We start from the raw sequence: 5,641 nt of genomic DNA, 5'->3' as shown, positions 1-5,641 counted from the left end.
CCCGATATCTGGTATTATATGGATTACAAACTGGGCGAACTGGGCGTTGTCTCTTCCATGGTCGACTTCAATGATCAGATCACAGCAAAGTCCAAAAATGTGAAATCCAAAGATATGACGCTGGTGTCGATCGGGTCTGAAGAGAAGGATATGTTTGTAAACCGGTTTGATGATTTTTATCAGCCTGCTGTCAAGAAAGCGAAGCTTGTAAAAACAACTGCAAAGAAAAAACCGGTAAGTGCGCCGGCAGAACAAAAGAAGAAAAAGGAAGAACCAACCGAAGGATTCTAAGCAAATTTTAATAAATGCAGTACTTTATGCTAGAAAATGAAATTCTGCATACATAATCATGGTTTTTAGGTACAATTTTGTTGTAAAATGACACAACTGTTGTATTTTTGAAGAAATCTGATTCTAATTTAATATTATCATTGAATAGTACAAAATGAGTGTTGCTTTATTAATAGTATCAATTGTTGCCGCTTATTTGCTGGGGTCTATTCCAAGTTCAGTGTGGTACGGAATAGGATATTTTGGAATTGATGTTCGCAAGCAGGGTAGCGGCAATGCAGGGGCTACCAATACTTTCAGGGTTCTGGGAAAACGTGCCGGAACAATCGTAATGTTGATTGACGTACTGAAAGGCTGGACTGCAACTTGCCTCGCTTCCATGCTCTTTTATATGAATGAAATCGGCGAGACGGAGCTGCTGGTTTACAAGATCCTTTTCGGGATCATCGCCATTATCGGTCATATTTTCCCTGTTTTCGTCAACTTCAAAGGAGGTAAAGGTATCGCGACCTTATTGGGTATGGTACTGGCAATTCACCCCGAGCTTGCTTCCGTTTGCATCACAATCTTTATTCTGACACTAATAGCATCTCAATACGTTTCGCTCAGCTCCATCCTAGCTACGCTTGCATTCCCGGTACTTTCGTGGACTGGTGCATTCGGCCACCCGGAGCCGCTGCTGATCGTTTTTGGTTTTGTGATGTTTGTTCTCGTAGTTTTTACGCATCAGAAGAACATCGTAAGGCTTTTGAATGGAAATGAAAACCGCGTCAAAATCTTCGGACGCAAATCCGGCAGCGCGCAGTAAAAGACACTGGTATTTAAGAAATCCAAACCCCTGGGGAAACCTTAGGGGTTATTTTTTTATCTTGGCTCGTCATTTTAATCCACAACAATGCAGACATATATTGAAGAAAACCGCGATAGATTTTTGAATGAACTCCTGGATTTGCTCCGCATTCCCTCAGTAAGTGCCGATTCCAAGTTTAAAGGAGATATGCTCAAAGCAGCGGAATTTGTGCGCGACAGCATTCAAAAAGCGGGCGCAGACAAAGCGGAGATTTACGAAACAGCCGGGCATCCTGTTGTTTATGGAGAGAAAATCATTGATCCTGCATTGCCAACAGTACTTATCTATGGTCACTATGATGTGCAGCCGGCAGATCCCTACGAACTCTGGAACTCGCCTCCATTTGAACCCGTGATCAAAAACGAGCGCATTTATGCACGTGGCGCCTGCGACGACAAAGGTCAGTTTTATATGCATATCAAAGCATTGGAAACAATGCTGGCTACCAATACGCTTACCTGCAATGTGAAAGTAATGATTGAAGGCGAGGAGGAAATCGGTTCTTCCAACCTTGGTACTTTCGTCCGGGAACATCGCGATATGCTCAAATGTGATACCATCCTGATCTCGGACACCAGCATTATTGCCAATGATGTACCTTCCATTGAAACCGGTCTCCGCGGATTGACTTATGTGGAAGTGGAAGTAGTGGGCGCAAACCGCGACCTGCATTCCGGAGTATACGGCGGCGGCGTGGCGAACCCTATTAACGTACTTTGCGAGATGATCGCGTCGCTCAAAGATGAAAACGGACACATTACAATCCCGGGTTTTTACGACAAAGTAGAGGACCTCTCACAGGAGCAGCGTGACGCACTGAATGCAGCGCCGTTTGATCTGAGCGAGTATAAAAGAGACTTGGATATTAACGATATCCAGGGAGAAGAAGGTTACACAACTATTGAACGAACATCTGTCCGGCCGACACTGGATGTAAATGGAATCTGGGGAGGTTATATCGGCGAGGGCGCAAAAACGGTTTTACCCTCCAAAGCCAATGCAAAAATCTCTATGCGGCTCGTTCCCCACCAGACAGACGACGTGATTTTAGAGTTGTTTACAAAACACTTCGAATCAATCGCGCCGGCTTCGGTAAAAGTGAAAGTAACCCCGCACCACGGCGGCCTGCCTTATGTAACACCTACTGATTCTGTCGAATACAAAGCTGCCGAGCTGGCGATGGAAGAGTCTTTTGGCAAAAAACCAATTCCAACAAGAGGAGGAGGAAGTATCCCGATTGTAGCGCTGTTTGAGCAGGAACTCGGCTGCAAAAGCATTCTAATGGGCTTCGGTCTTGATATTGACGCACTACATTCGCCGAATGAAAGCTACGGGCTGTTCAATTATTATAAAGGAATAGAAACGATCCCGTTGTTTTTCAAGCATTATGCGGAGTTGAAGAAGTAATGTAGCGTTGTGCCTGCCCTTCGAAGGGCGGGCACAACCTTATCTTTTCCGCCGCTGTTCCCGCTTCATTTTCTTCAAATTCAAAATCGCTGCCTTGGCTTCTTTATCCTGGCTGGTTTTTTTATCAGCGCGGTCGTCGGCCAGTTTGTAGTATTTCAAAGCGGTTTCATAGTCTTTTTTCAGCTCTGCAATTTTACCCAAACCAATCAGCGAAGAGACATAGTATCCCGCATTCATCGATTTAGTCTGCGTTGAATAGTCAATCGCTTTCTGGTAATATTGGCCTGCCAGGTCGTAGTTGCGGTGATAGTTCATGTTGTAATAAGCCAGTACGTAAGCCGCATTCCGGCCGCTTACTCCTTCATAACCCGGCATTCCCTTGCTGATCTTATCGATGATATTCTGTGCTGCCCTTTCAGCTTCGCCCATTTTACCGGTGACAAATGCAGTCCGGCAGAAATATCTTTCGAAATATGGATTGTTAGGGTAAGTCTGCCACATGTACTTCGCCATTTCATAAGCCTTGTTGTGCTCATTTTCCATGCTGTAAATCTGCAACAGGAAGTACCTGGCTTCTACCCGCGTATAAAATGCATTGTTACCTACTTTTTCAAGCTGCTGCTCGCCAAGCTTCTTATTTCCTTTTGGAAAAAGCGCCAGGATGGGTTTAAGAATGGGATATTCTTTGGGTACCCATTCTGCATAATAATTATAAAGTCCGTCGCCAAAGAGCAGTTCCGGAGTCAGATCGCCATTTCCTTTGCATTGTTCAAAATATTTCAGTGACTTTTTTCCGGCAAATGCAGCTTTCGTCCAGCTCTCTCTTTCGGCATACAACCGGCCTTTGAATGCGTATGCAGCAGCCAGGAAAAATGCAGGCTCTACTTTGTTCTTTTCCTTATCGTAAAGTTCCTCAGCCAGGTTGATGGTCGAGTCCATTTGTGCCAGAAAGGTTTTGTCGTAAGCTTCATTTTCGGTATTAGGCACGATTTTCCACCACTCTGCCAGGCCCATCAAAAAGTGCGGCATCGGGTGTTTCGGATACCTGTATTTCAACCACCTGAACTCTGCATCCGCTTCATGAAACTGATAATTGTAAAGCATATTGATCGCTTCCGTAGACTCGATCTGCACGCTCGGGTTTTTCAGGATCATATCGTAATTCTTGTCCAACTCGGCCGAAGAATACAATTGAGCAGAAGCTTTGGAGGAGATAATTAAAGCTAAGCAGCAGAATATGATGGTGTTAATGATACTTTTCATAGCAGGGGTAAACTTGTTCCTATTAACGAGCGATTTATATTTTACGTTTGTCAGCGGCCCGGTTTTTGAAAAAAGAGTTAATATTGATCCTCAGAGCTTTTGCTAAAATGACACCTTAGAAAATGATTAACATCCACGATAAAACTTTTGTCCCATTCATTCCCAACGCGACGATCGAAGGCCGCATTTCCGAACTGGCCGCGCTGATCACCAAGGATTATGAAGACCATTGTCCTGTTTTCCTGGTCGTTTTAAATGGTGCTTTTTTATTCGCAAGTGAGCTGGTTAAAAGAGTGGGTTTATCGTGCGAAATTACATTTATCCGCTTCTCCTCCTATTCAAAAACTGAGTCAACGGGCGAAGTGAAAGAGATTATGGGTTTGGACCAGGATCTCACAGACCGGGATGTTATCATTATTGAAGATATTATTGATACGGGACTGACGATGTCAGCACTTGTAAAAAAGGTACACGCGCTTTCGCCCAAATCCGTCGAAATTGCCACTTTGCTTCATAAGCCGGATGCATTGAAAACCCCGGTTTCTATGCGATATACAGGTTTTGAAATCGAGAACAAGTTTGTAGTCGGCTACGGTTTGGACTATGACGGAATAGGGCGGAACCTGGATTGCCTGTATGTTTTGGCTTAAATGCGGTACACACTACTCAACTAACCACCATTCTTTTTATGCTCATTCAGTTCTTTGGGGCAGCACAAACCGTAACCGGAAGCAAGCACCTGATCACTACCGAAAAAGGAACAAAAATTCTGCTCGACTGCGGTCTTTTTCAAGGAATACAAACCGACGAGTTCAATGAGAGTTTTGGGTTCAAACCCGGAGAGGTAGACTATCTGTTATTGTCTCACGCCCACATTGACCATTCAGGGTTGATTCCAAGACTGGTCAGAAAGGGTTTCAAAGGAGAGATTTATTGTACACCGGCTACGGCGGATCTTTGCCGCGTGATGCTGATGGACAGCGCCTACATTCAGGAAAAAGACCTTGAAAGGATTAATAAACGCCGACAGCACCAGGGCAGGCCGCTGCTCGAAGAGTTGTACAATGCAGAGGATGCAGCACATGCATTGAGTTTGTTTAAAACAGTGAAGTACGGACAGACCTTCTATGTAGGCGAAGATAAGGAAGTTGCCGTCTTGCTTACCGATGCAGCGCATTTGCTGGGAAGCGCGGCTGTTCACCTGACCATTCCGGATGGAGGTACTTCAAAACAATTGACATTTACCGGAGATATCGGCAGACCCGAAGACCGAATTTTAAAGAAGCCAGACGTATTTCCGCAGGCAGATTTCATCATTTGCGAGTCAACTTACGGCGACAGGCTTCACGAAAAGGAAGTCGATATGAAGTCGCATTTGCTGCGCATTGTTAAAGAAACCTGTGTGGACAGGAATGGGAAACTGATCATACCTGCCTTTGCCATTGACCGCACTCAGGAATTGATCTATGCTTTGGACCAACTATATAGTTCCGGCCAGCTGCCGCATATTCCCGTGTATATTGATAGTCCGCTGGCAATTCGTGCCACTGCGATTATGAAGGAACACGATGAATGTTTTAACCCTGAAATACTTGCTTATATTGAGAAAGACGGAGATGCATTTGCGTTTCCATATCTGCATTACATTTCCGATGTGGAAGATTCCATTGCATTGAATGATAAAAAAGAACCCTGCATTATCATCAGCGCATCAGGAATGGCAGAAGCTGGGCGGATCAAGCACCATATTAAAAATAATATAGGAGATAGTAATGCAACGATTTTGCTGGTAGGTTATGCTTCTGCCAACACACTTGCCGGTGCATTAAA

General features: G+C 44.5%; 6 protein-coding genes. 5 read left to right on the top strand and 1 reads right to left on the bottom strand.

The genetic code is table 11. The annotated features are described in order from the left end of the window. The 3 genes from ACTIE6_RS16250 to ACTIE6_RS16240 all read left to right on the top strand — a co-directional run. Positions 1–291, top strand: a 291-nt coding sequence (locus ACTIE6_RS16250) for a hypothetical protein (RefSeq protein ID WP_439557642.1), incomplete at its 5' end; no start/stop codon positions are given. A gap of 154 nt (positions 292–445) precedes the next feature. After that, on the top strand, positions 446–1,099 hold the full coding sequence (gene plsY / locus ACTIE6_RS16245) for a glycerol-3-phosphate 1-O-acyltransferase PlsY (RefSeq protein WP_439557641.1): 654 nt from the start codon (positions 446–448) through the stop codon (positions 1,097–1,099). 87 nt (positions 1,100–1,186) lie between these two features. Further along, the gene (locus ACTIE6_RS16240; RefSeq protein ID WP_439557640.1) at positions 1,187–2,548 is read left to right on the top strand and encodes a dipeptidase; all 1,362 of its coding nucleotides are present in this window, start codon (positions 1,187–1,189) and stop codon (positions 2,546–2,548) included. 39 nt (positions 2,549–2,587) lie between these two features. Here the strand turns inward: ACTIE6_RS16240 and ACTIE6_RS16235 are convergent, their stop codons facing one another. Next, entirely contained in the window at positions 2,588–3,811 is a 1,224-nt protein-coding gene (locus ACTIE6_RS16235) for a tetratricopeptide repeat protein (protein WP_439557639.1), read from the bottom strand. A 122-nt stretch (positions 3,812–3,933) separates the two neighbouring features. Between ACTIE6_RS16235 and hpt the strand changes: the two genes are divergently transcribed. Next, complete coding sequence (gene hpt / locus ACTIE6_RS16230) at positions 3,934–4,461, top strand: hypoxanthine phosphoribosyltransferase (RefSeq protein ID WP_439557638.1); 528 nt, start codon at positions 3,934–3,936, stop codon at positions 4,459–4,461. 38 nt (positions 4,462–4,499) lie between these two features. After that, positions 4,500–5,641: MBL fold metallo-hydrolase (locus ACTIE6_RS16225; protein ID WP_439557637.1), on the top strand; the 1,142-nt coding region annotated here is incomplete at its 3' end.

Origin of the sequence: Dyadobacter sp. (assembly GCF_051859145.1) — a bacterium.
In the GTDB taxonomy this organism is placed as follows: Bacteria; Bacteroidota; Bacteroidia; order Cytophagales; family Spirosomataceae; genus Dyadobacter.
Note: the sequence above shows the minus strand (reverse complement) of the source record. Positions and strands in the feature narration are given on the sequence as shown.

What these genes read in the sequence shown, in the direction of transcription:
- plsY (WP_439557641.1), top strand. Translation starts at nt 446, where the DNA reads ATGAGTGTTGCTTTATTAATAGTATCAATTGTTGCCGCTTATTTGCTG.
- ACTIE6_RS16240 (WP_439557640.1), top strand. Translation starts at nt 1,187, where the DNA reads ATGCAGACATATATTGAAGAAAACCGCGATAGATTTTTGAATGAACTC.
- hpt (WP_439557638.1), top strand. Translation starts at nt 3,934, where the DNA reads ATGATTAACATCCACGATAAAACTTTTGTCCCATTCATTCCCAACGCG.
- ACTIE6_RS16235 (WP_439557639.1), bottom strand. Translation starts at nt 3,811, where the DNA reads ATGAAAAGTATCATTAACACCATCATATTCTGCTGCTTAGCTTTAATT.